The 23,098-nt window shown below is 74.1% G+C and carries 20 protein-coding genes; 12 read left to right on the top strand and 8 right to left on the bottom strand.

Annotation, left to right across the window (positions count from 1 at the left end):
• Positions 1–25 precede the first annotated feature (25 nt).
• Together ACFPCY_RS22585 and ACFPCY_RS22580 are read left to right on the top strand one after the other, a co-directional pair.
• On the top strand, positions 26–868 hold the full coding sequence (locus tag ACFPCY_RS22585; RefSeq protein ID WP_378258166.1) for an MBL fold metallo-hydrolase: 843 nt from the start codon (positions 26–28) through the stop codon (positions 866–868).
• Positions 869–1,271: 403 nt separating this feature from the next.
• A complete protein-coding gene (locus tag ACFPCY_RS22580; RefSeq protein WP_378258165.1) occupies positions 1,272–2,027 on the top strand; it encodes a dioxygenase family protein in 756 nt (251 codons plus the stop codon).
• A 343-nt stretch (positions 2,028–2,370) separates the two neighbouring features.
• On the opposite strand, the gene ACFPCY_RS22575 is transcribed toward ACFPCY_RS22580, so the two are convergent.
• Positions 2,371–4,782, bottom strand: a complete 2,412-nt coding sequence (locus ACFPCY_RS22575) for an ATP-binding protein (RefSeq protein WP_378258164.1) — start codon at positions 4,780–4,782, stop codon at positions 2,371–2,373.
• Positions 4,783–4,974: 192 nt separating this feature from the next.
• On the opposite strand from ACFPCY_RS22575, the gene ACFPCY_RS22570 reads away from it, so the two are divergent.
• From ACFPCY_RS22570 to ACFPCY_RS22550, 5 genes are all read left to right on the top strand, one after another.
• Positions 4,975–7,854 carry an AAA family ATPase gene (locus tag ACFPCY_RS22570; RefSeq protein WP_378258163.1) on the top strand — a complete coding sequence of 960 codons (2,880 nt, stop codon included), beginning with the start codon at positions 4,975–4,977 and terminating at the stop codon, positions 7,852–7,854.
• A 79-nt stretch (positions 7,855–7,933) separates the two neighbouring features.
• On the top strand, positions 7,934–8,887 hold the full coding sequence (locus ACFPCY_RS22565; protein WP_378258162.1) for an alpha/beta hydrolase: 954 nt from the start codon (positions 7,934–7,936) through the stop codon (positions 8,885–8,887).
• Between the two features lie 99 nt (positions 8,888–8,986).
• Positions 8,987–9,943, top strand: a complete 957-nt coding sequence (locus ACFPCY_RS22560) for an alpha/beta hydrolase (protein WP_378258161.1) — start codon at positions 8,987–8,989, stop codon at positions 9,941–9,943.
• Between the two features lie 111 nt (positions 9,944–10,054).
• The gene (locus ACFPCY_RS22555) at positions 10,055–10,765 is read left to right on the top strand and encodes an alpha/beta fold hydrolase (RefSeq protein ID WP_378258160.1); all 711 of its coding nucleotides are present in this window, start codon (positions 10,055–10,057) and stop codon (positions 10,763–10,765) included.
• A gap of 133 nt (positions 10,766–10,898) precedes the next feature.
• Positions 10,899–11,183 (top strand): DUF6968 family protein, encoded by a 285-nt coding sequence (locus tag ACFPCY_RS22550; RefSeq protein ID WP_378258158.1) that lies wholly within the window; start codon positions 10,899–10,901, stop codon positions 11,181–11,183.
• Between the two features lie 75 nt (positions 11,184–11,258).
• Here the strand turns inward: ACFPCY_RS22550 and ACFPCY_RS22545 are convergent, their stop codons facing one another.
• Together ACFPCY_RS22545 and ACFPCY_RS22540 are read right to left on the bottom strand one after the other, a co-directional pair.
• Complete coding sequence (locus ACFPCY_RS22545) at positions 11,259–11,759, bottom strand: RICIN domain-containing protein (protein ID WP_378258157.1); 501 nt, start codon at positions 11,757–11,759, stop codon at positions 11,259–11,261.
• 77 nt (positions 11,760–11,836) lie between these two features.
• On the bottom strand, positions 11,837–13,141 hold the full coding sequence (locus ACFPCY_RS22540; protein ID WP_378258156.1) for a M20 metallopeptidase family protein: 1,305 nt from the start codon (positions 13,139–13,141) through the stop codon (positions 11,837–11,839).
• 220 nt (positions 13,142–13,361) lie between these two features.
• Between ACFPCY_RS22540 and ACFPCY_RS22535 the strand changes: the two genes are divergently transcribed.
• Positions 13,362–14,507: an acyl-CoA dehydrogenase family protein gene (locus tag ACFPCY_RS22535; RefSeq protein WP_378258154.1), complete on the top strand. Its 1,146-nt coding sequence runs from the start codon at positions 13,362–13,364 to the stop codon at positions 14,505–14,507.
• Here the strand turns inward: ACFPCY_RS22535 and ACFPCY_RS22530 are convergent.
• The gene (locus ACFPCY_RS22530) at positions 14,504–14,893 is read right to left on the bottom strand and encodes a GNAT family N-acetyltransferase (protein ID WP_378258151.1); all 390 of its coding nucleotides are present in this window, start codon (positions 14,891–14,893) and stop codon (positions 14,504–14,506) included. The two genes, ACFPCY_RS22535 and ACFPCY_RS22530, sit on opposite strands and share 4 nt — an antisense overlap.
• Before the next feature lie 146 nt (positions 14,894–15,039).
• Between ACFPCY_RS22530 and ACFPCY_RS22525 the strand changes: the two genes are divergently transcribed.
• From ACFPCY_RS22525 to ACFPCY_RS22515, 3 genes are all read left to right on the top strand, one after another.
• On the top strand, positions 15,040–15,762 hold the full coding sequence (locus ACFPCY_RS22525) for an SDR family NAD(P)-dependent oxidoreductase (RefSeq protein ID WP_378258149.1): 723 nt from the start codon (positions 15,040–15,042) through the stop codon (positions 15,760–15,762).
• Positions 15,752–16,477 (top strand): MarR family winged helix-turn-helix transcriptional regulator, encoded by a 726-nt coding sequence (locus ACFPCY_RS22520; RefSeq protein WP_378258148.1) that lies wholly within the window; start codon positions 15,752–15,754, stop codon positions 16,475–16,477. The genes ACFPCY_RS22525 and ACFPCY_RS22520 overlap by 11 nt, the downstream gene beginning before the upstream one ends.
• Positions 16,478–16,609: 132 nt before the next feature.
• Positions 16,610–17,365 carry a GAF and ANTAR domain-containing protein gene (locus tag ACFPCY_RS22515; RefSeq protein WP_378258146.1) on the top strand — a complete coding sequence of 252 codons (756 nt, stop codon included), beginning with the start codon at positions 16,610–16,612 and terminating at the stop codon, positions 17,363–17,365.
• Between the two features lie 430 nt (positions 17,366–17,795).
• Here ACFPCY_RS22515 and ACFPCY_RS22510 read toward each other — a convergent pair whose 3' ends face one another.
• Together ACFPCY_RS22510 and ACFPCY_RS22505 are read right to left on the bottom strand one after the other, a co-directional pair.
• On the bottom strand, positions 17,796–18,617 hold the full coding sequence (locus tag ACFPCY_RS22510) for an SAM-dependent methyltransferase (RefSeq protein WP_378258145.1): 822 nt from the start codon (positions 18,615–18,617) through the stop codon (positions 17,796–17,798).
• A 206-nt stretch (positions 18,618–18,823) separates the two neighbouring features.
• The gene (locus ACFPCY_RS22505) at positions 18,824–20,017 is read right to left on the bottom strand and encodes a DUF5753 domain-containing protein (RefSeq protein ID WP_378258143.1); all 1,194 of its coding nucleotides are present in this window, start codon (positions 20,015–20,017) and stop codon (positions 18,824–18,826) included.
• Positions 20,018–20,263: 246 nt separating this feature from the next.
• Between ACFPCY_RS22505 and ACFPCY_RS22500 the strand changes: the two genes are divergently transcribed.
• Positions 20,264–20,548, top strand: a complete 285-nt coding sequence (locus ACFPCY_RS22500; protein ID WP_378258141.1) for a hypothetical protein — start codon at positions 20,264–20,266, stop codon at positions 20,546–20,548.
• Positions 20,549–20,596: 48 nt separating this feature from the next.
• On the opposite strand, the gene ACFPCY_RS22495 is transcribed toward ACFPCY_RS22500, so the two are convergent.
• Together ACFPCY_RS22495 and ACFPCY_RS22490 are read right to left on the bottom strand one after the other, a co-directional pair.
• Positions 20,597–22,480, bottom strand: coding sequence for a hypothetical protein (locus ACFPCY_RS22495; protein ID WP_378258139.1), 1,884 nt, complete (start codon positions 22,478–22,480; stop codon positions 20,597–20,599).
• 210 nt (positions 22,481–22,690) lie between these two features.
• Positions 22,691–23,092, bottom strand: coding sequence for an HGxxPAAW family protein (locus ACFPCY_RS22490; RefSeq protein ID WP_378258138.1), 402 nt, complete (start codon positions 23,090–23,092; stop codon positions 22,691–22,693).
• Between the last annotated feature and the right edge of the window lie 6 nt (positions 23,093–23,098).

The raw sequence follows: 23,098 nt of genomic DNA, 5'->3' as shown, positions 1-23,098 counted from the left end.
CGGATTCTTGGAGAGGTGGGTTCCGGTGTCTTCTTCCCGTCGGGTCGTGTCGGAGACGGGTGCGCGGCTTCCGATCTGCAGCACCTGCGGCGTGCAGTACGGGGCGGCGCGCTCCGACTGTCCGATCTGCCTGGACGAGCGGCAGTACGTCGGCTGGGACGGCCAGCAGTGGACCACGCTCGCCGGCCTTCAGGCGGAGGGCCGGCGCGGACGGATCGCCGAGGAGGGACCCGGTGTGATCGGGATCGGCGCGGAGCCCGCGGTCTCCATCGGCCAGCGCGCGCTGCTGATCCGCTCGGCGTCCGGCAACGTCCTGTGGGACTGCGTCGGCTACCTCGACGACGACCTCGGCGCCGAGATCGAGAAGCTCGGCGGGATCAGCGCGATCGCCGTCAGCCATCCGCACTTCTACGGCGTCATGACCGAGTACGGGCGCGCCTTCGACGCCCCCGTGCACGTCCACGCCGCCGACCGCGAGTGGGTCGGACGGCCCGACCCGGTGATCGAGTACTGGACGGGCGACACCCACCGGCTCGCCCCCGGCCTGACGCTGATCAACGCGGGCACGCACTTCGCCGGGGGCACCGTCCTGCACTGGTCCGACGACCCGGACGGGCGGGGCGCGCTGTTCAGCGGCGACATCTTCCTGGTCGTGATGGACCGCCGGTGGGTCAGCTTCATGTACAGCATCCCCAACTTCATCCCGGAGCGCCCGAGCACCATCCGGCGCGCGCTGTCGCTGGTGGAGCCGCTCTCGTTCGAGCGCATCTACGGGGCGTTCTGGGGACGGGTGGTCACCTCCGACGGGGCGGCGGCGGTGCGGCGATCCGCGGACCGGTACCTGCGCTTCTCGCTCGACGAGGGCTGAGAACCAAGCCGAACTGCACCGCTCTCTGATGCCGGAGCGGGGCTGCGCCGCTCGGTGAGCACGGAACGGCCGGGAACCGAGAGCGGCCGGGGACCGAGAGACCGGAGGTGGCCGAGAGGCCGGAGGTGGCGGAAATCGGCCTGACCGCGGCCTTGACTCCGAGTGCCCGATCATCGAATCTAATACGAGATCGTACATCATCGTGACAGTGATGACGTATCCGGTCACGACGCTCCCCGGGCCCGGCGACGTCGGCCGGGCGCCCGCCGTCACGACGTACGGCACCGTTTCCCTCGCGCGCGTGACCGCCGGTCCGATCCACCGGTCGCCGACCTGCGGAACCGCGCCGCCGTCACCTCCCCGCCATCGCCGATTCCGGCGGACGACCCCCCGGAGGAGCACGATGAACGACAAGCACGAGCGGATCGATCCCGCCGCCGACAGCCCGAACCCCGATGTCAGCAGCCCCGGCGACGCCCGTCCCGACCACGCCGGCCCCGCGCGCAGGCTCGTCATGAAGGCCGGGCTCGTCGGCGCCGCCGCCGCCGGCCTGGCCGCCACCGGCGTCGCCACCGGCAACGCCGCGACCGGGCGGCCCGGTCCCACGCCCGGTTCCGGCGCCGCGAAGCCGGGCAAGCTGGCCTGCACGCCCGGCTCGGTCACCGACGCCAACATCGAGGGACCGTACTTCGAGCCCGGCTCCCCGCAGCGGACGGACATCACCCCCGGCGTGAACGGCGTCCTGCTCACGCTCACCGGCACCGTCTACAACCGCCGGTGCCAGCCGCTGGCCGGCGCGCTGCTGGACTTCTGGCAGTGCGACAGCTCCGGCTACTACGACAACGAGGGCTACACCCTGCGCGGACACCAGTACACGTCCGGCACCGGGGCCTACGCCCTCTCGACGATCATTCCCTCCGACTACGAGGACGAGTACTCGCACCGCACGCCGCACATCCACGTCAAGGTGCAGGCGCGGGGCGGGCCGATCCTGACCACCCAGCTCTTCTTCCCCGACGACACCCAGGCCTACGGGCTGGACTTCGCCTGGCTCAACGCGCAGGACCAGCTCATCGACCCCAACTGCTCCATCACCTCACGGCGACGCGGGGACGGCAACTACGACGCGTCCTTCGACTTCGTCGTCAGAACGTACTGAGGTCACCCGTCCCGACCGGGGGTGGCGGACGGCCCCGTCTCCGACACCGGAACGGCGGCCGTCCGCGCCCCGTCGCCGACCCTCCACACCAGAGACCGACGGCTCGCCTCAGACAACGACGTCCCCGCGCAGGTACGGCGGCCCCGCGTCAAAGACGACGGCTCGCCCTAAAGACGACGACTCACGCCAGCGCGACGACTCCCGCCAGCGCGACAGCTCGCGTCAGCGCGACAGCTCGCGTCAGCGCGACAGCTCGCGTCAGCGCGTCAGCTCGCGTCAGCGCGCCAGCGGGCGGCGGCTCGCGTCAGCGCGGCGGCTCGCGTCGAGGGGCGGCGGGGGCGGGTCAGGAGGGGCGGGGTGGGAGCGGGAGGGCGGCGAGGTCTTTGGCGACTTCGGCGGCCTGGAGTTTCTCGCCGATCCGGGTGTAGCCCTCGATCGCCTGGCGGTAGGAGCTGCGGGCCTCCGGGATGCGGTTCAGCTCCCGGAAGGCCGTGCCCAGCAGGTGGGCGACGAGCGGGACGCCCGAGACGATGCCCTGGTTGCGCAGCGCCGGGATCGCCCGGGCGAAATGGTCGGCGGCCTCCCGCCAGCGGCCGAGGGCCGCGTAGTCCTCCCCCACCCGGCGCAGGGTCAGGCCGAGGCTGAACTCGCGGACGTCCGGTGAACCGCCGTAGGACGGGTCGCGCAGGTCGTCCAGCAGTTCCAGGTGCTCGCGGAGCGCCTCGTCCGGACGGCCCAGGTGGCGCAGCGCGTCGCCCAGCACGTTGCGGGCCTGCGGGTAGCCCTCCTTGTCGCCGATGGCGGCGAACAGGTCGGCGGCCCGGCGGGCGTGGTCGGCCGTCCGGGACCAGTCGGGGAGGCCGCGGCAGGCGTAGGCGGCGTAGGCCAGGGCCCACGCCTCCTGCGTCCGGTCGCCCGCGGCCCGGGCGAGTTCGAGGGCTTCGAGAGCGTGGTCCAGGCCGTCCTGGTGGCGTCCTTCGGCGGTGGACGCGGCCCAGGCCAGGTAGTTCAGGTGGGTGGCCTCGGCGCGGGTGTCGCCGAGCGCGCGGGCGGCCGAGCGGGCGAGGCAGAACACCTCCGACCAGCGTCCCCAGTGGACCCAGCGGTCGGAGAACCAGTGCATGGCCTCGGCGGTGTCCACGACGCTCGGGCGGCGGTCCACCGCGGCGGCGCGCAGCGCGGGCAGCCAGTGGACGCTCTCGGTCTCCAGCCACGCCTGCGCCTCGGCGGCGGTCGTCAGCGGCGCGAGCGGATCCTGGACGGCCGGGGCGCCGTAGCCGGGCTCGAACCACCGTCCCGCCCGGGTGGCGGTGTCCAGGAGCCAGCGTTCCATGGCCTCGCCGGCCGCCTCGCGCTCCTCGGCGGGCTCCTCCTCGACGAGGCGCTCGCGGGCGAACAGGCGGACCAGGTCGTGCAGGCGGTACCGGGACGGATAGGGCGACAGCAGGAGGCCGAGATCGACCAGCTCGTCCAGGGCGTCCTCGCTGTCGGGCAGGGACCGGCCGGTCAGGACGGCGGGCAGCGCCGCGCCGAAGTGCGGACCGGGGATCAGGGCGAGGCGCCGGAACGTGCGCCGGGCCTCCTCGCCGAGCTGCCGGTAGGAGAGCGTGAAGGCCGCCGCGATGTGCAGGTCCCCGGCGGACAGGGCCTGGAGGCGGCGCTCCTCGCCCGCGAGCCGGGACGCCAGCTGCCCGGCCGTCCAGCCGGGCCGGCTGAGCAGGCGGTTCGCGGCGATCCGCAGGGCGAGCGGCAGGTGGCCGCACAGGCGCGCGATGCGGTCCAGCTCGGCGCGGTCCCCGCCGGTGATCTTCCGGAGCAGCGCGACGGACTCGGCCGGGGCGAGTTCCGCGAGCGGCAGGTGGTGGACGCCCTCCAGGCCGGCGAGGGTGCGGCGGCTGGTGACCAGGACGAGGCCCGGGCCGTCCGCGGGGAGCAGCGGCCGGACCTGCGCCTCCGTGGCGGCGTTGTCCAGGACGACCAGCACGCGCCGCTCGCGCATCAGCTCGCGGAAGCGCGCGCCGCGCTCCAGCGCGTCCTGCGGGACGTGCCGGTCGGCGACGCCGAGGCCGCGCAGCAACCGGGTCAGCGCGTCGGCGGGATCGAGCGGTGTCTCGTCCATGCCGCGCAGGTCCACGAAGAGCACGCCGTCGGGGAAGGTCTCGGCGAGCAGTTCGGCGGCCCGGACGGCCAGCGCGGTCTTGCCCAGGCCAGGCCCGCCGGACACCGCGACGGTCACCGTCGGACCGGTCTCGGCGACGGCCTCGGCGACGGCGTCGCCCTTGGCCGACGCGGTCAGCTTGGCCGACGCGGTCAGCTTGGCCGACGCGGTCAGCTTGGCCGACGCGGTCAGTTCGGCCAGCGCGGTCAGCTTGGCCAGCTCGTCGATGCGTCCGGTGAAGTCGGGCACGCCGCGCGGCAATCCGTTCGGAGCGTGTGCCCGAGAGCGAGCCTCGGACGGGGCGGATTCTTGCGGCTCGCTGGCAGGCCCCTCGGCTCGGACGGTCCCTTCCGGGCCGCCGCGGCGGCGTCCGGCCCGGGCGGCCTCGTGCAGGGCTTCGCGTTCGCCCGGTGTCAGGGGCAGAGCGTCGGCCAGGGCAGCGACGCTGCGACGTTGCGGGGTGCGGCTGCGACCGCGCTCCATGTCGCCGATCGCCCGGACGCTGATGCCCGACGCCTCCGCCAGGTCCTCGATCGTGAGGCCGGCGGCCTGCCGGTGGTGGCGCAGCAGTTCGCCGAACGCGGCCGGTCGGCCCATCCCTTGTGCCTCGTCCCCCTGGTCGTCCGGCCTTACCCATATTTTCTACCGCCTGCCCCGGTCATCCCGCCCTGACCTGCTCTGACTGGTTGCTCACATTGGAGGTTCTGCCTGTTGTTCTGCCTGGTCCCCCGCGCGTCCCTCTGGTCGGATGGACGGCGCAAGGGGGCGACGACGGAAGGCATGGTCCTGATGCGGGACGGAGCGGGGGACGGAGCGGGGGCCTGCGCGGACAGGGCCGGAGACGGCGGCCCGGACGTCGGGGTGACGTCCCTGATCGGACGGGACGCCGAACTGGCGCGCGTGCTCGCCTCGTGCCGTCCTGACGGGGACGGCCCGCGCGAGCTGCTCGTGCTCGGTAAGGCCGGAGCGGGCAAGACGGCGCTGCTGGAGGCCGCCGCGCGCCGGCTGCGCGCCGAGGGGGCGCTGGTCCTGCGCGCGCAGGGCGACGAGGCCGAGTCGCGGTACTCCTTCGCCTGCCTGCACCAGTTGCTGCTGCCGTTGCTGCGCGACCTCGACGCGCTGCCCGCGCACCTTCGCGAGCCCCTCGACATCGCGTTCGGCATGGTCGCGGCCGAGCGTCCGCCCGACCCGCTGCCGCTGCGCATCGCGGTGCTGACGCTGCTGACGGGGGCGGCCCGGCGGCGGCCGGTCGTGCTGGTGGTGGACGACGTCCAGCATTTCGACCGGGACTCGGCGGACGTGCTCGGGTTCGTCACGCGCCGGCTGGCCGATCCGGGCATCGCGGTGCTGCTCGCGGCGCGCGGGGACGTCCCGCCGCCGCAGGTCACGGCGGAGACGCCGGTGCTGGCGCTGCCGCCGCTGCCGGAGCGGGCCGCCGCCGGGCTGCTGGACGCCCAGCCCCGCCCGCCCGCCGGACGCGCCCGGCTGGAGCTGCTGCGGCAGGCCGAGGGCAACCCGCTGGCGATCATCGAGCTGAGCCGGGCCGCCGCCGGTTCGCGCCGCTCGGCGCCGTCCGGGAACCGCCTTTCCCGCGTCCAGGAGACGTTCGCCGCCCGGTTGCGCACGCTGCCGGAGGCGACGCGGCGCGCGGTGCTGTACGCGGCGGCCGCCGAGGGCGGGGACCTGGCGACGGTGACGCGCGCGGCCGGGCACGACCCCGACCTCACGGTGTGGCGTCCCGCCGAGGACGCGGGACTGGTCACCGTCACCGGCGAGCGGGTCGTCTTCCGGCATCCTCTGGTGCGCGCGGCGGCCTACCGGATCGCCCCGGCCCACCTGCGGCGGCAGGCGCACCACGACCTGGCCGCGGCGCTGCGCGACGACGCCGACCGCTCGGCGTGGCACCGCGCGGCGGCGTGCGTGGGCGACGACGAGTCGGTGGCCGCCGAGCTGGAGGCGGCGGCCGGACGGGCCGCGGCGCGCGGCGGCTGGTTCGCCGCCGCGCGGGCGCTGGAGCGGGCCGCCGAGTGCACCCCCGGCGAGGCCGAGCGCGCCCGCCGCTACGGGCGCGCGCTCAGCGCCGCCGACCAGGTGGGCGACCCGGTGTGGGTGCGCGACCTGCACGAACGGCTCGCGCGGCTCACCGGCGACCCGGACGTCCTCGGCGCGGCGGCGCGCGGCACGGCGATGGCCCTGTCGCTGGCGGGCCGCCAGCGGGAGGCGGTCGAGCTGCTGACCGGCGTCCTGGACCGGCGGCCCCCGCGCGACGGCCGCACGGTCCTGTCGCTGACGTCGGTGCTGGGCGCGGTGGCGTTCCAGTCGGGCCTGCCGGAGGCCCGGCGGCGGCTGCCGGAGTTCCTGGCGAAGGTCCGCGTCGAGCCCGGCTCCCCGGCCCGCTTCGAGGACCTCAGCGACGACGCGTGCGCGCTGGTGGAGCTGCCGGTGCGCGCGAGCGCGTCCTCGGCGTCCGACGCGGCGCTGCTGCTGGATCCGTCGCGTCCGTCGCCGCTGCGGAAGCCGCTGGACGGCCCCGACGAGGTGATGCGCCTGCTCACGCTCGGCTCGGTCGCCTGGCACGCCGACGAGTCGGACCTGTGCGTGGAGTCCTTCCGCACCGCGTTCGCCGGGCTGCGCGCGGGCGGCGCGATGGGCCAGGGCGCGCCGTGCCTGGTGCCGATGGCCGCGTCCCTGCTGGACACGGGCCGCTGGGACGAGGCGGACGCGCTGCTCGCGGAGATCGCGACGCTCGCGGCCGTCCACCACCTCACCTACATCGCGGTCGATGCGGCGGCGCTGCGCGCGACCTTGGACGCGCTGCGCGGACGGCCCCGGCCGCTGGACGACCGCCTGTGGACGGCCGTCCCTCTCGCGGAGAACCGCGTCACGCACGCCTACCTGCTGCGCGCCGCGTCCGCGCAGGCCGAGGCCGCGGACGACCTCGAGGGCGCCTACCGGCACCTGCGCGGCCTCTACGCGGACGGCGAGTTCCTGCACCCGATGCTGTCGCCCCGGTCGATCGTGGACCTGGCCGACCTGGCGGTGCGGACCGGCCGTCCCGAGGACGCCGCGCCGCTGGTGGAGGCCGTCCGCGCGGACGCCGGTGAGCGGCCCACGGCCCGGATGGCCATGCTGCTGCACCACGCCACGGCGCTACTGGACGACTCGTCCGATGCCGAGCACCACTACCGGCTCGCGACCGTCAACCCGGCCGGGCAGCAGTGGCCGCTGCACCGGGCCCGCGCGCGGCTGCACTACGCGCGGTGGCTGCGGCGGCGTCGCCGCCCGTCCGAGGCCCGGCCGCTGCTGTCCGCCGCCCTGGACGCCTTCACCCGGCTCGGCGCCGTCCGGCCGGCCGAGGAGACTTCGGCCGAGCTGCGCGCGACCGGCCTCAGCGCGGCCGCGAGCGGCCGCACACGCAGCGGCGTCGGCGGGGGCGCGCGCGGCGGCGGGGGTGTCGTTTCGGACGCGCCGGCCGGCGACCCGCTGTCGGCGCTGACCGCGCAGCAGCAGCAGATCGTGCGGCTGGCGGCGCAGGGCCTGGCCAACCGGGAGATCGCCGAGCGGCTCATGCTGTCGCCGCGGACGGTCGGTTCGCACCTCTACCAGGCCTATCCGAAGCTGGGGGTGAGCCGCCGCCACCAGCTGCGCGAGATCGTCGAGCGCGGCTGAGGGCGCCCGCCGGGGCGGTCCGTCCCGGCATTACAGTGGTTCGTCCGTTCTCCCCTCCGACCAGGGCCAGGTGCCGCTGATGGACTTCGTTCCGGATCCGCTCGTGCGGCGGCTCCTCGAAGCCTCGGCCGAGCCGCCCTACCTGCACGAGATCGGCCCGGTGGACGGGCGGCTGGCGCTGGCGGAGGCCCAGGGCCACGCCCCGGAGGATCCGCGCGTGGTGGCCGCTTTCCACGCCGCGCCGGTCGGGCCGTCCGGATTGATCGGCTTCTGGGTGTTCCGTCCTGCTGAGGCGTCCGGGCCGCTGCCCGCCGTGCTGTACGTGCACGGCGGACGCTGGATGCTCGGCGACGCCTACACGCACTGGCGGCTGATCAGCGCGCTGGTGCTGGGCAGCGGCGCGGCGTTCGTCGTCCCCGAGTACAGCCGGACGCCCGAGGCCCGCTACCCCGTCGCCGTCGAGGAGTGCTACGCGGTGCTGGCCTGGGCCGTCGATCACGCCCCGGACCTGGGGCTGCGCGGTGACCGGGTCGCGGTCGCGGGCGACTGCGCGGGCGCGACGCTGGCGACCGTCCTCGCCCTGCTGGCGCGGCGGCGCGGCGGGCCCCGGCTGCGCGCCCAGCTGCTGTACTCGCCGATCACCGATCCGCGCGCCGACAGCCCGTCCCAGCACCGCTTCGCCGACGGGCACCTGCTGACGCGCGAGGCGGTGCGCTGGTACTGGCGGCAGTACGTCGAGGACGAGCGGGAGCTGGCCGATCCCGTCGCGGCCCCGCTCCGCGCGACCCGCGAGGACCTGGCCGGCCTGCCGCCCGCGATGATCATCACCGCCGAGGGCGACGTCGTGCGCGACGAGGCCGAGCAGTACGCGCGGCGGCTCCGCGAGGCCGGGGTCGCGGTCACGTGCGCGCGCTACCTGGGCATGGTGCACGACTTCGTGTCCCTGACCGCCCTCCAGCCGAGCCCGCCCGCGCGCGCCGCCATCCGCCAGGGCGCGGCGTTCCTGGCCGACGCGCTCGGCGACGACGGCTGAGGCACGCGGACGACTTAGTCCGGCGGACGGACGACTGAGTTCCCACAGACCCGTCGACTGACTGATGCCTCCGGACGAAACGGCCCCCAAGCTGGGCACATGACAAATCCACGCCCTGTTCTCGAACCCGCCGCGCAGGAGTTCGTCGAGGCCACCGCCAACCCGCCCTACCTGTACGACCTCGGCCCGGTCGAAGGACGCAAGGCCGTCGACGGCGTCCAGGACGGCGACGTTCCCGTCCCCGACGCCGACGTGCTCGACCTCGCGATCCCCGGCGGCCCCGGCGGGACGGTCCGGATCCGCCTGCTGCGTCCGGCGGGCGCCACCGGCGCGCTGCCGGTCGTGCTCTACATCCACGGCGCGGGCTGGGTGTTCGGCAACGCCCACACGCACGACCGGCTCGTCCGCGAGCTGACCGTCCGGGCGGACGCCGCGACGGTCTTCGTCGAGTACAGCCGCTCCCCCGAGGCCCGCTACCCGGTCGCGCTGGAGGAGATCTACGCCGCGCTGGAGTGGATCGCCGCGCACGGCGCCGAGCACGACCTGGACGCCTCGCGCATCGCCGTCGCGGGCGACTCGGTCGGCGGCAACATGGCCGCGGCGACCACGCTGCTGGCCAAGCGGCGCGGCGGCCCGTCCCTGGCCGCGCAGCTCCTGTTCTACCCGGTCACCGACGCGTCGTTCGACACCGCGTCCTACGACCAGTTCGAGTCCGGCTACTTCCTCAGCCGCGAGGGCATGCGCTGGTTCTGGGACCAGTACACGACCGACCCCGCCCAGCGCGCCGAGATCACCGCCTCGCCGCTGCGCGCGACCGCCGACGACCTCGCCGGGCTGCCGCCCGCGCTGGTCATCGTCGCCGAGGCGGACGTGCTGCGCGACGAGGGCGAGGCCTACGCCGCCAAGCTCCGCGCGGCCGGGGTGCCGGTCACGGCCGTCCGGTACCAGGGCATCATCCACGACTTCGTCATGCTCAACGCGCTGCGCGACACCCACGCCGCCAAGGCCGCCACGCGGCAGGCGGGCGAGTTCCTGCACGACGCCCTGCACTCCTGACCCGACCACCGAAGGCAGGCGCCCGCTGAAGACGCGGCCGACGGCGGCCTCGCGTCCCCGTTGCTCTCAGCGGGCTCCCGCCCCCTCAGCCATCACCCTGAAAGGTTTCGCATGACTTCACCCACCGTCGTCCTCGTGCACGGCGCGTTCGCCGACGCCTCCAGCTGGCGTCCGGTCATCGAGCGGCTGCGCGAGGCGGGGACCCCGGTCCGCGCCGTCGCGAACCCGCTGCGCGGGCTGTCCCACGACGGGGACTACGTCGCCTCGCTCGTCTCCCAGATCGACGGCCCGGTGGTGCTCGTCGGCCACTCCTACGGCGGCCCGGTCATCACGCACGCCTCGTCGGCCGCGGGCAACGTCGAGGGCCTGGTGTTCGTCGCCGCGTTCGGCCTGGACACCGGCATGAGCGCGCTCTCCTCGGTCGAGGGCTTCCCGCCCGCCGAGCTGGGCACGGCCCTCGTCCCGGCCGCCTACCCGGACGGCGCGGGCACCGCCACCGAGTTCACCATCGACGAGGCCCGCTTCCACTCGGTGTTCTGCGCCGACCTGCCCACCGACCGGGCGGCGCTGATGGGCGCGTCGCAGCGTCCGATCGCCGAGCGCGCCCTGTCCGAGCCCCTCGCCGTGGAGCCGGGCTGGAAGCGCCTGCCGTCCCGCTTCGTCATCGCCGGCGCCGACCACGCCATCGACCCCGACGCCCAGCGCGCCGCCGCCGCCCGTGTGGGAGCCGAGACGGTCGAGCTGGCGGGCGCCTCGCACGCCGTCGCCCTCTCCCACCCGGAAGCGGTGGCCCGCACCATCACCGCCGCCGTCCTTTCCTGACGCGCAGACACAGCGTCTCCTTCTGCCCGGTTTCGTCCGGCCCAGGGCCCGGCCGGACGAAACCACCTCGTCTCCGCGACAGAGACTTCGGGCAGGGCCATGATTCGCCGCTCGCGTGGGAAAGATCAGTCCCATGGAACTGGCGGCAACACGAACGCTGCTCCTCGACGAGCGCGGGAACCGCAGCGAGGTGACCGTCCTGCTGGGACGCCCGCAAAGGGACGAGCACGGCGACTTCGCCTGCCCCGTCGAAATCACCGGCTTGGGTGAGGAGCACCGCTACACGTCCCACGGAGTGGACGGCATCCAAGCCCTGCAACTCGCCCTCGAGACCGCCGGCGCCGCGCTCGACGCCTTCGATCGTCCGGGAGCCTCACTGACCTGGAACGGCGAACCCGACCTCGGCTTCCTCTTCTGAGGAAACCCGTGCGTTCTGGGTGGGGTGGGCAGGCCCTCGGAGGCGGGTGGGCGTCCGGGGGCCTGCGGGTGGGTGTCAGAGGACGGTGAACTGCTGGGTGGGCAGGCCGCTGCAGCGGAGCTGGACGAGGGGGATGTCGTCGATCGGGATGTTGCCCTTCATCGTCAGGCACTTGTGGGCGAAGGTGGTGATCGGGCCGATCACGTGGAGCGGGCCGAGGCGGAAGTGCTGGTTCCAGCGGCCGTTGCAGTGGTACTGGACGATGGTCGCGTTGTCGGCGTTCGAGCGTTGCCGCACGTCCAGGCACTTGCCCGCGAAGGTGCGGATCTGGACCCGGCCGTGAGCGAGGCGCCGGAGGTGGAACCGCTGGTTGTTCTGGCCGTTGCAGCGGTACTGGACGATGGGTGCGTCATTGTGGCGGGACGCGCCCTTGACGTCCAGGCACTTGCCGGCGAAGGTGCGGATGCTCACGGTCTGCGCCGCGTCGGCGGCCGGTGAACCGAGCGCGACGGGCGCGACGGCGAGGACGGCGGCAGCGGGCAGGCCGGTCGCCAGCCAGGCAAGCGGACGTTTCATGGCAACTCCTCCAGTGTTGGTACTTCGCCTGCCTTCTTCCCAAGTCGCACGCTCTGTAATCAGTTGAGTGCACATCGTCATGATGGTTCCAGCGTGCCGTGGAGGTGGTCGACGGCGATGTTCGCGTGGAGGCGGACGCCGGTGGCCAGGACCGTGTCGTCGGCGTAGAAGGCGGGGTTGTGGTTGAAGACCATGCCGCGTCCGCCCGGGGACGGGACGATCCCGTCGGCGGTGAGGTCCAGGTCCTGGCAGCCGAGCAGGACGTAGAGGCCGCCGTAGGCGTTGACGAAGACCGAGACGTCGTCGTACCCGAGGGTCGGCGGGGTCGTGACGACGTTCTGCGGGCCGGCCACGCGCCGGAGCGTCGGGAGGGCGGCGTCCACCCATTCCGGCTCGTTGTGGACGGCCGGGACGTCCTGGAGGAATTCGGTGGTCGCGGTGCAGCCGTAGGCCCGCGCGATGTTCTCGGCCGTGCGCCGGACGATGTCCTGCAATCGGGTCATGTCGGACTCGATCGAGCAGCGGAGCGTGCCGAGCAGCGCGACACGCCGGCCGATGATGTTGAAGCGGCCGACGTCCTGGACGTGCCCGATGGTGACGGTGAACGGGTGCGAGGCGTCCAGTTGCCGGTACATCTGGCCGGTGGCGGTGATGATCTCGGCCGCCGGGGGCAGCGGGTCGACGCCCTCCCAGGGGGTGGAGCCGTGCACCTGCCTGCCGGTCACGACGATCCGGACCACGCAGGACGCGCCGAACTGGTTGCCGACGCGGTAGCCGACGCAGCCCTTCGGCAGCGGGGCGACGTGCATGCCGTAGACCATGGTCGGGGACGGGTCGTCCAGCGCGCCCTCGGCCCGCATCTCGGCCGCGCCGCCCTTCTCGGCGGTGCCGTCGGCGTCGATCGGCGGCCCTTCCTCGGCGGGCTGGAAGACGAACAGGACGGTTCCGGGAAGCCGATCGCGGACGTCCGCCAGGACGGTCGCGGCTCCCATCAGCATCGCGGTGTGGCAGTCGTGCCCGCACGCGTGCGCGACCGGGAACGGGCCGCCCGGGTACGTCTCGTCCACGACGGTGGAGGCGAAGTCGACGCCCGAGGTCTCCTTGACCGGAAGGGCGTCGAAGTCCGCGCGCAGCGCCATCACCCGGTCGCCCGCCCGGCCGCCTTCGAGGACGCCGACGACACCGTGTCCCGCGATGCCGGTGCGGATCTCGTCCAGGTTCAGCGTTTCGAGGTGGTCGGTGATGAACCGGGCGGTGTTCTTCTCCCGGTTCGACAGTTCCGGATGCCGGTGCAGGTGGTGCCGCCACTCGATGACGCGCGGCTCGATGCGCGCGGCCAGCTCGTCCAGCGTGGCGTACAGCTCCGTCCCGGCCTGCGTCATCGCGCCGCTCCCCCCTCGGGGGGTGATCTTCCCCGCGGCCGGACTCCGGATCCTCCCGGGACGTCCTCGGACCGCCCGCCAATCGGCAAAGTGTTCCCGCTGCGCGGGAGGCGCGCGCCGGGCGGAACTCGCAGCTCGGCTCGCACGCTCGGGGTTTCTTGTTGGACGGGACGTCGGATAGGTTCCGAATCGGATTCTAGAGCGATGTGGAGGCGCGGTCGTGGCAGAGGACCAGTGGAGCACGCCCGAACGGGTGGCCCTGCGCAAGATGGTGCGGGACTTCACCGAGCGGGAGGTGCTCCCCCACCTGGACGAGTGGGAGGAGGCCGGGGAGCTGCCGCGCGCGCTGCACCGCAGGGCCGCCGAGGCGGGGCTGCTCGGGGTCGGGTTCCCCGAGTCGGCGGGCGGGCAGGGCGGGTCGGTGGTCGACGCGCTGATCGCGACCGAGGAGATGATCCTCGCGGGCGGCTCGGGCGGGCTGGTCGCGTCCTTGTTCACGCACGGCATCGCGATCCCGCACATCGTCCTGTCGGGCGACGCCGACCTGATCGCGCGGTTCGCCGCCCCGACGCTGGCCGGGGAGAAGATCGGCGCGCTCGGCGTCACCGAGCCGGACGCCGGGTCGGACGTGGCGAACCTGCGCACGACGGCCGTCCGCGACGGGGACTCGTACGTGGTGAACGGGTCGAAGCTGTACATCACCTCCGGTGTGCGGGCCGACTTCGTGACGACGGCCGTGCGGACGGGCGGGCCGGGTTTCGGCGGCATCTCGCTGCTGGTCATCGAGAAGGGCACGCCCGGATTCACCGTCTCCCGGTCGCTGCGGAAGATGGGCTGGCTCTGCTCCGACACCGCCGAACTGTCGTTCAGCGACGTCCGCGTTCCGGTGGCGAACCTCGTCGGCGAGGAGAACAGCGGCTTCGTGCAGATCGTGCAGAACTTCGTCGCCGAGCGGCTCTCCTTGGCCGTCCAGGCGTACGCGCACGCGCAGCGCTGCCTCGACCTGACGATGCGGTGGGTGCGCGACCGGGAGACGTTCGGGCGCCCGCTGTCGTCGCGGCAGCTCGTCCGGCACCGGATCGCCGAGATGGCGCGGCAGGTGGACGTCGCGCGCGTCTACACCCGCCACGTCGCCGATCGGCACGCGGCGGGCGAGGACGTCTTCACCGAGATGGCCTACGCCAAGAACACCGCCGTCCTCGCCTGCGAGAACGTCGTGAACGAGGCGGTGCAGCTGCACGGCGGCATGGGGTACCTGCGCGAGTCGGAGGTCGAGCGGCACTACCGCGACGTCCGCATCCTCGGCATCGGCGGCGGCACGAACGAGATCATGAACGAGATCGTCGCCAAGCGCCTCGGCCTCTAGAGCGGACGCTCGAAGACCACGCGGTCGACGCCGGGCCCGTCGTAGTCGGGGACGGGCCCGGCGACCGCGAAGCCGAGCGCGGTGTGGAAGGCGATGGAGCCCCGGTTCGCCGGTGAGGTGATCGCCTTGACACGCGTCCGCCCCTCGGACGCGGCCAGCTCGAAGAACCGCCGGTAGAGGCTTCGCGCCAGGCCGCCTCCCCGGAGCCGTGGCGCGACGCCGACGAAGTGAATGTAGGCGTCGTCCGGTTCGGACGGCGACAGGAAGCCGATGACGAACCCGGCCAGGCCGTCGCCGTCCTCGGCGACCAGGCTGGTCCGGTGGAAGTGGTCCAGGAACAGGCGCGGCAGGACGGCCGCGATGGGGCGCCCCCACCAGTCGTCCACCACGCCGATGATCCGTTCGTAATCGCCTGGTTCAGCCGGTCTCGTCCGTATGTCCACGGTAGGGAACCTAGTGCCCTCCTGGTGTGAACCCGGCAGCGGGGGCTACTATGAGTTTAGGCCTAAAGTCATATTCAGGAGGTGCGGTCATGGCACGGACGGTCGTGGTCAGCGGCGGCGGGACCGGCATCGGCAAGGCGGTGGCGCGGCGCTTCGCCGAGGACGGTGACCAGGTGGTCGTCATCGGTCGGCGGGAGGACGTCCTGGAGCGGGCGGCCAAGGAGATCGGCGGCACGGCCATCCGGGCCGACCTGAGCGAACCCGCCGACGTCGAGCGCGTGCGCGCCGAGCTGGCCGAGCGGTTCGGCGCCATCGACGTCCTGGTCAACAACGCGGGCGGCAACGTCGAACGGCACGGGGACACCGCGGACCTCGCCGAGCGCTGGACGGGAAACTTCCGCGCCAACGTGCTGACCGCGGTGCTGCCGACCGAGGCGCTGCGGGACCTCCTCAACCCGTCCGGACGCGTCGTCTTCCTCACCTCGATCGCGGCGTTCCGCGGGTCGGGCGGCAGCTCGTACGGGCCGATGAAGGCGGCGCTGCACCCGTACTCCGGCGACCTCGCCGCCGCGCTCGGCCCGCGCGGCATCACCGTGAACGTGGTCGCGCCCGGCTTCATCGACGACACCGAGTTCTTCCGCGGCACGATGGACGACGAGCGCCGCGCGATGCTCATCGGGCAGACCCACACCGGACGCGCCGGGACGCCGGAGGACGTCGCCGAGACCGTCCACTGGCTCGCCTCGCCGGGCGCCGGACACGTCACCGCGCAGATCATCCAGGTGAACGGCGGCGCCGAGCGTGGCCGCTGACCCACCCGCCTTCGCCCCCGTCCCCGGCGCCGCCGGACGCGACGGCACCGGACGCGACGGCACCGGACGCGACGGCACCGGACGCGACGGCACCGGACGCGACGGCGCGGAACGCGACAGCGCGGAACGCGACAGCGCGGAACGCGACAGCGCGGAACGCGACAGCGCGGAACGCGACAGCGCGGAACGCGACAGCGCGGGGCGCGACCGGGCCGACGACATCGCGGACGCCTGGCGGCGGGAGCTGCCGGGCGCCCCGGTGGAGTCGATCGGGGTCATCACGCGGATCTGGTGGGCGGCGAAGGCGTTCGGCGACGAGCGCCGCCGCCTGCTCGCCGACCTGGGCGTGGACGTCGCGACGCTGGACCTGCTCTCCACGCTCCGCCGCGCCGGCGCGCCGTACCGGATGAGCCCGGGCGAGCTGGCCGACGCCTGCATGGTGACGCGGGGCGCGATCACCCAGCGGGTGGAGCGGGCGGCGAAATCGGGCCTGGTCGAGCGGACCACCACCGGCTCCGGCTACCACGCCCGCGCCGTCACGCTCACCGCGGCGGGCAACGCGCTCCTCGACCGCGTCGTCGCCGACCTGCTCGCGGCCGAGGACCGGCTGATCGGCCACCTCTCCCCCGAGCGCCGCGGCCAGCTCGCCGACCTGCTCCGCGAGCTGCTGTCCGGCCTCGACACCGCACCGTCCACCGGCCAGGTCGGCGACTGACCCGGGCCGGCCCCTCGACGGGTCCGCGGGGCGTGCGAGACCATGCGCGCGCGACTTCGGCACCGGCGGCATGGATCGGGCCAAGCGTGGAATGGTTCAGGACGTTCTGGTTCGTCCTCCGGGCGGAGAGCCATGAGAGAGCCCGTCGACGGTGCGCCCGTCGACCCCGAGCTGGTCGCGCGGAGCCTGCACGAGCTGACCGCGCTGCTGCTCTACGCGGTCGACCTCGACGAGGCGCTGCGGCTCGCCACCGAGGTGACCAGCAAGGCGCTGCCCGGGCGTCCGGCCGTCGGGGTCACGCTGACCCGCGACGGGAAGCAGGAGACCGTCGCCTCCACCACGCGGATCCCCGCGCTGATGCAGGAGTTCCAGCGCCGCAGCGAGGACGGCCCGTGCGTGCGCGCGATGCGCGACGGCGTCCGGGCGGCCGTCCCCGACGCCTCGACCGAGTCGCGCTGGCGGGCGCTGGCCGAGCGGCTGCTGGAGCACCGCGTCCACAGCCTCTACTGCTTTCCGCTCAATCCGGAGGGGACGGCGCCGGGCACGCTGAACCTGTACTTCGAGAGCCCGGACGGCCTGGCGGGCGGCGCCGAGCACCTGGCCGCGCTGATCGCCGACCAGACCGGGCTCCTGCTCGCGGCGGTGGAGACGCGCGCCCGGGAGACGCGGCTGATCCACCAGATGCGGCACGCGCTGGCGTCCCGGACGGTGATCGACCAGGCCGTCGGGGTGCTGATGGCGCGCCGCAAGCTGCCCGCGCCCGCGGCCTTCGAGATGCTGCGCCGCGCGTCCCAGAACGGCAACCGCAAGCTCCACGACATCGCCGCGGCGGTCGTGGCGTCCACCGGCAACCCGCCGGCGCCGCCGCGGCCGTTCGCCGAGGAGTAGTTCCGGATGTCGATCACGACAGGTTCGCCGGAGAACACCTACCAATTCCGACCGATTGGCGTTATGTTCCGTCATGAAGCGGGTCCGGAGGTGGGCCCTCCCTGACGCGCGGGCGCGTGAGGAGGGTGCCTTCGACCCGCGTCCCTGGTTTTCATGCGCTCTGTTCTCGGGAAAAGCTCCGGCCCGGAACCTACCCGCCCCTGGTCCCAGGCCGGAACCGCCCGCTGCGGCGCTGCCGCGCGGGCACCCGGCGCCCCGGGTGACGGCCTCCCCCCACGGCCCTCGGGGCGCCGGGCCGTGCGCGCATCCACGACGCCGGCGTCCTCCCTCACGATGCCTCGGGCCGGACACGCTGACAACACCCTGAAAGGACGCCGGACCCGCCTCGTGGGACCAGCCCAGGTCACCGCCGCGGTCGCGAGGCGCGCTTCTACGGCTTGCGGCCGACCCCGCAGTACGCGTCCACCTCGCCGTGGTCGCCGGACGCGTCCGGACGCCACTGCTGAAGCGGCACGACGCCCGGTTCGAGCAGCTCGAGGCCGGTGAAGAACGAACGGATCTGGTCCGGATGCCGCAGCCGGTAGGGAACCGCGCCGGTCTCGTCGTAACCCTGCTGCGCCTCCAGGAACGCCTGGTCGGTCGCCGTCCCGTCGTACAGCACGAGGTAGCTGCCGGACGGCAGCGGCTCCAGCAGCTGCGCGACGATCGACCGCGCCTCCGCGTCGTCGTTCACGTGCCCGAGGATGCCCATCAGCATCAGCGCGACGGGCCGGGAGAAGTCCAGGTGCTCGGCCGCCCGCTCGGCGATGTCCTTCGGGACGTGCAGGTCGGCCTCGATGTAGTGCGTCGCGCCCTCCGGGCGGCTCGTCAGCAACGCACGCGCGTGCACGAGGACGAGCGGGTCGTTGTCCACGTACACGATGTGGCTGCCGGGCGCGACGCCCTGCGCGACCTCGTGCGTGTTCCCCTCGGTCGGCAGGCCGGTGCCGACGTCCAGGAACTGCCGGACGCCGCACTCCCCCGCCAGGTGCCGGACGGCCCGGCCGAGGAACGCGCGCGACGCCCGCGCCAGGTCCACGATCGCCGGGTACACGGCGGTGTAGTCGTCGCCCGCCGCCTGGTCCACCGGGAAGTAGTCCTTGCCGCCCAGCCAGTAGTTCCAGATCCGGGCCGAGTGCGGGACCGTGGTGTCGATGTCGCCCATCAGGTCCCGCTCGGCCGCCGCGAGGATCTCCTGCTCGTCGCCGGTCATGGTCCGCCCTCCTTGTGCCTCCATCACAGCAGAAGCGCCCGCCCGGCGACAGCGAACCGGTGACTGAACCCGGTCGGCACCTCCGCACGCCACCCGCGCGCCATTCCTCGCAGCCGAGGCCGTGCACGCGGCCGGAGCCGTGCACGCGGCCGGAGCCGAGCATGCGGCCGGAGCCGAGCGCGCCCCCGGGTGCCGGGCGTGCCGTTCTAGCCTTCGGCCAGCAGGGATCGCAGGAGGGGGAGCGTGCGCTCCGGAGGCTCCGCCTTGATCAGCAGCCGGCCGTGCTGCGCGACGAAATGGGAGATGACGTCGGGCTCGTCCGGGTAGATGGACGTGCCGGACTGCTCGACGCGCACCAGGTCGGGACGGTCCCGGTCCGGGAACCGCATCACCGTCACCGCGCCGTCCGCCACCGCGAAGCCCGCGTCCTCGTCGGCGAGGATCTGCACGGTCACCCCCGGACGGCCCGCCATACCGATCAGATGCCGCAGCTGCGCGCGCCGGACCGCGTCGTCGCCGACGTCCAGGGCCAGCGCGCGGCGCGTGATGATCGCCCACAGCCGGGGCGGGCGCGGCCCGAACAGGACGTCCTGCCGGAACTCCAGCAGTTCGACGCGGCGGCGCAGCCGGTCCGGGTCGGTGTCGGGGGTGTCGAGCACGAACAGGTGGCGCGCGTAGTCGGCGGACAGCAGCAGGTCGGGGACGCGCGCGGGCGCGAACACGCGGATGTCGGCGAGGTCCGGCTCCAGCGTCAGGTACCGCTCGGCGTCCGGCGGGACGACGTCGTCGTAGGGCCGCCACCAGGCGCGGCGTCCGCGCAGGCCGGCGTCGGCGAGCACCTGGCCGGGGGTCCGGCGGCGGCCCGGCACCGGACGCTCCGGAGCCTCGATCAGCGCGCCCGCCGCCGTCCGGGACGCCGCGGAGGACAGCCGTCCGGGCGTCCGGTGCACCGGCGGAGCGTGCGCCGCCCGGAGCGGCGGCGACCGGTCCACGTCGCGCGACGGAGCGGGCACCCCGAAGCCGGACGCGTCGTGGGCCGGGGACGCGTCCTCGGCCCCGCCCTCCGCCGGGACGCGCCGGTCGTAGAGGTCGCGCAGTTCTTCCAGCGACACCATCGCGGACACGTCCAGGCCCTTGTCGAGCGCGTAGGCGTAGATCACCGCCCACACCGACTCGACCTTCTCCCGGCGGGGCCGCCGCGCCGGGACGAGGTTGAACAGGTCGCTGAGCGTCGAGCGCGGGACGCCGACGACCGCGACGCCGTGGACCTCGCGTCCCTCCAGGCGGCGGGACAGCCGGTCCAGGGTGTTCAGCGTCGGCCTGCCGGCGAGGCGGAGGTTGCGGCGCAGGGCCTCGACGGCCCCGCCGCAGGGGTGGCATTGACGTTCGGGTGCGGACATTCGCCGGTCCATTCGGGTGAGACGGGCGGGCGCAGGCCCATGCTCTCATCCGTCCCGCCCGCCCTCCCGGTCACCTGACACATTCACCACCGCGTGCGGCGGCCGGTTTCCCGGATACCGGCGGAATCCGGGAAAGCACGCGCAGGCTGTCCGGGATTACCCGAATGCTGCGATTCGCGGCCGGATGATGCCGCAGAGTAAGAAGCGCCGGTTTCCCCGCACCGCACCGCAATCGGAGGTTCGCCCTTGAGCGCCGCACCCTCTACGGAGGCCCCGGCGACGCCCCGCCGCACCGCCTCGGCCGACGAGGAGCAGATGGCGCTGTCCCTGGTCACCCTCTGGGCGATGCGCACGGGCCGGACGCCACCGCCCGGCCCGTACCCCTCCCTGCCCGCCGCCGAGCTGATCGACTTCTGGGCCGACCCGCACATGCCCCACCCCTCCACTCCCGACCCGCGCGCGGACGCGAACCGACCCCGCCACGAGCGCGGCGACACGCGCGGCGCCGAGTCCGCTCGCCCACGGTCGTGACGGAGCCATTCGGTGGTCGTGAGAGAAACAGCCGGGGGTCGCGAGGGGTCAGTTGGTCCGGCCGGTGGCCAGGTGCGGGCCGAGGTAGCCGACGTAGATCAGGCCGGTCTTGTCGGAGTCGTCGTAGAAGTGCAGGCGCGGCGCGGGGGGCTTGCAGCGTTCGAGCTTGATGTGCGCCGTGAAGCAGGCCCGGCCGGACGGGTGCGTCGCCGGCCGCACCGGGAACATCCGCGCCTGCCGGAACTTCTCCTGGTGCTCCACCCGGTCCGACTCCGCCAGCGCGATGATGTTCGCGCTGATCAGCGCGCCCGGCGCGCCCGACCGGACGAACGCCAGCAGGTCGGCCAGGTGCGGGCCGGGCGGGGTCCCGGCCCGGCGGGCCCGCTGCTTGGCCCGCGCGTAGGCCTCCAGGGTGGCCAGCGCGTCCCGCGCCTTGCGCCGCCACGACGCCGCCTTCGGATGCGGGTCGAGCGCGGCGGCGACCGATCCGTCCAGGTCGTCCAGGACGAGCAGCGGGCACCGCGCGGCGGCCTCCGCGATGAGCGCCTCGAACGACCCGGGCACCCGGTCCGCGACCGCCGGGGGCGGCGCGCTCGCGACCGCCGGAGCGACGTCGGCGAGCCGCGCCGCCAGGACGCCCCGGTCCCGGACGGCCGCGTCGCGCTCGGCCTCCGCGTCGTCCAGGGCCTCGGCGAACAGGTCCCGCTCGGTCAGCGCCTCCGCGAGTTGCCGGGCCAGGTGGTCGGCGTGCTGCTCGGCCTGCGTCCGCGCCTGGTGCGCGGCGGACGCCTCGTCGCGCAGCAGCGTCAGCTGCGTCCTGGAACGGCGTTCGGAGTCGGCGAGCACCGCTTCCAGTTCGGCCAGCCGGATCCGGAGCCGGTCCGCCTCGGACGGCGCGGCGGTCTCGTCCGACGGCGGCTCGGCGGGCGGCGGGACCGGGGGTCGCGGGCGCCGGGGCAACTGCTCGTCGAGCAGCGCCGCCGCCTCGGCCGCCACGCCCGCCGGGGTGGCGCCGCACCGGGCGGTCAGCGCGTCGTCGAGCAGCGCGGTGAGCAGGCCGTGCCGGTCCCGGACGGCCGAACGCGTGAACGTCGTGTCGTCCTCGGGTCTCCCGGACGGCCCGAAGTACCGCGCGCCGCCCGCCGGGATCGCCCGCTCGGGCAGCAGCCCGGCCAGCACCCGGCGGCCCTGCTCGATCACGACCGCCACGCTCAGCAGCCCCGGCCAGTGCACCCGGAACAGGGTGTCGATGCTGGCCAGCGCCTTGCGGGAGTCGAGCGACACGACCAGCACGCCGACGCTGCGCTCCGGATGCTCCAGGCTGCCCGCGACCAGCGCGAGCCGCTCGTCCTCGGCCGCGTCGTCCGCCGGCACGCCGTCCAGGGGGAACAGCTTCAGCGGCTCGCCGGTCACCGGCAGCCCGCCGGAGTCGCAGATGTGCTGGCGGTCGATGCCGAGCCGGACGCACGGCGGCACCGCCCGGTGCGTCCAGCCCCGCTCGGCGTGCGCGGCCACGCCCCATTCCACCAGCCCGCGCGGCGAGTCGCGCAGCACGACCGCCGCCTGGACCGTCCCGGCGGCCGGGTCGCTCCAGCGGGCGGTGGTGCGGGCGATCAGGCGGGGTCTGCCGCCCTCGTCGTTCTCCTCTCGGTCGAACCGCCACGGCCTGATGCCCGCGTCGTCGCCGGTGACCGGCGAGCGGGGCGGCGGCAGCGGAAGGGTGGCGGCGCGCGAGCCGAGCAGGCGGCTCTGCGGGAGCGCCGTGGCGCGCGGCGCGCACGCCTGGAGCACGTCGGTGCGGGCCGCGCCCTTCCCGAACGCCTCGAACAGGGCGTCGGCGAACGTGCGGGTGGCCCGGCGCGGGCCGGCGTCGGCGATGCCGCGCATCCAGATCACCCCGGCGCAGGCGGGGTCCGCTGGGTAGTCGATCACGGTGTGCTGCCCTCTCGTCACGGGTTCGGCACACCCCTATCCAAACCCGTAGCGGGCCCTCGCCTCCGGCGAACGGCGTATGTCGCCGTTCTGAGAGTTTTCCGACGTTCTCCGGCAGCCGTCTTTACAAAGTAAGTTCGGTCCCGGGGCGAGGCCCGGTCAGTCCGCGCTCCGCGTGGAATGCCGCAGATGAACCGGTTCCCGGACGGCTCAGCCGTGCGGGAAGTTCTGCGTGTCGGTGCGGACGGCGTAGTCGGCCGTCTCGCCCTCGGCGCCGCCCCGGCGCCGGTCGCTCCGGTGGCCGAACAGCGAGTAGTCCACGATCTCCGGGATCACGCGCGGCGCGTCCACCACCACATCGGAGAACAGGTGCACGACGCCGCACGCCACCACTCCGACGACGATCACCACGGCGCCGATCACAAAGAGCACCCAGTTGGGTCCGAGGCACAGGGCGAGGCCGCCGAGCAGGAACCCCAGGAACACGACGGCGACCGCCGCCCACGAGCCGGGACGGCCCGCATGGCTCCCGCCGCCGCCCGTATGCCCCTTCCCCGCGTCGCTTTGCCGGGCGCCGCCGTCCGGCACATCGCCCGCTTTTGAATCCGACATGACGCA

It is taken from the genome of Actinomadura gamaensis (genome assembly GCF_042652125.1).
Classification (GTDB): domain Bacteria; phylum Actinomycetota; class Actinomycetes; order Streptosporangiales; family Streptosporangiaceae; genus Spirillospora; species Spirillospora gamaensis.
This window is presented reverse-complemented; position numbering and strand designations above follow the sequence as displayed.